1 protein-coding gene is annotated in these 1,241 nt (G+C 63.2%); it reads right to left on the bottom strand.

All coding sequences use genetic code 11. From position 1 onward, the window contains the following. Nucleotides 1-196: 196 nt before the first annotated feature. A complete protein-coding gene (locus tag YU9_RS44090; protein WP_245266733.1) occupies nucleotides 197-790 on the bottom strand; it encodes a c-type cytochrome in 594 nt (197 codons plus the stop codon). Between the last annotated feature and the right edge of the window lie 451 nt (nucleotides 791-1,241).

Raw genomic sequence — 1,241 nt, 5'->3', positions numbered from 1 at the left:
AGTTTCTGAGACATGGCCTGCTCCTTGTCTTCGCTGCCCCCGCCAGCTTCTCGTGCTGGCAGGGCCGGAGCACGGCCGGACCATCCCATTAGCGGGCCTGATTGAATCGTCGGGATTGCGAGCGACACTTGCACTTGGCCTCGGCCCTGCTTCCGGGCGGAGCCGTCCTCATAGGTCCGGGCGGCTCCGCCCCGCGTCACGGATCGAGCGAAGCAAGATAGGCAACGATCGCCAGCATGTCGTCCTGGTCGAGGTTGCTCACCACCTGCGTCATTAGCGGGCTCCACTCGCCATTCCGCGCGCCATGCCCGAAGTCGTAGAGCTGGCGAAACATATAGCTCGGTGAGCGGCCGGCGATGCTCGGCACTGGCCCGAGCCCCTTGAGCTCCGGCCCGTGACACGGGGCGCATACGACCGTCTTTCCCGACCCGCTTTTCACCAGTGCCTCGCCTTTCGCCAGGCTACCGACCGGCACATAGGCCGTGAAGGTCGAGCGCGGATCGCGGCTCTCGAAACGGTGCAGGTCGTCGGGAATTTCGAGAATGCGCTGCCCAAGCGGCTCACGTTCACCGTCCTCCACCGCTGCCCAGAGGAACGCCGCGATGTAACTTTTCGGCGCGGTGTCGCTCTCGACCACCTTGATGCGCTTGCGCGGCTGGAGGCCAGAAAAATAGGTCGCCGCTGCTTCCACTTCGGCATCGGTGATCGGCTTGGAAAGGGCGATCATCAAGCTCGGCGGCAAACGGCCAGCGACAGCGGTGCCGCGCAGGCCGCTCTTATATTCGGCCATTTGTCGGATGATGTAGCTCTTCGGAAGACCTGCGAGGTCGGCGTTTTCCGGACCCCCAGGTCCGTCGGCGCGGTGACAAAACCCGCAGGCGAATACGTCGGGCTTGCGGCCGTTGGCTACTATGTCCGGCAGTGGCCGATGGTCGTCCGGGTGCCAGACCGGCGCGATGAATCGGTCCCGGAGCTGGCTCCAGGTATAACGGCCGCGCTGTTCGGCACACGCACAACGTTACCGTCATCGACCGGCGGCTTGTAGTTGGGATTGTTCTCCGGATATGCCCGTCGTGGCGGTGAGTCGCCCGCCGTGGCTGTGGTGATGGGTAGCGCTACGCAAATTGCTGCCGACGCAAGGACAGCTCTAGAGCATTTCCTCGCTTGATTGAATCGGAGGGATTCCGGTTTTTGGCGGATTGTGATTCAAGATGCTGACTGGATTGGAGGCCAGCATCGCA

The sequence above is a fragment of the Bradyrhizobium sp. WSM1743 genome (assembly GCF_000473065.1).
In the GTDB taxonomy this organism is placed as follows: domain Bacteria; phylum Pseudomonadota; class Alphaproteobacteria; order Rhizobiales; family Xanthobacteraceae; genus Bradyrhizobium.
Note: the sequence above shows the minus strand (reverse complement) of the source record. Positions and strands in the feature narration are given on the sequence as shown.

Bases quoted from the DNA above. Each gene is read 5' to 3' on its own strand.
- YU9_RS44090 (WP_245266733.1), bottom strand. From the start codon at position 790: ATGGCCGAATATAAGAGCGGCCTGCGCGGCACCGCTGTCGCTGGCCGT.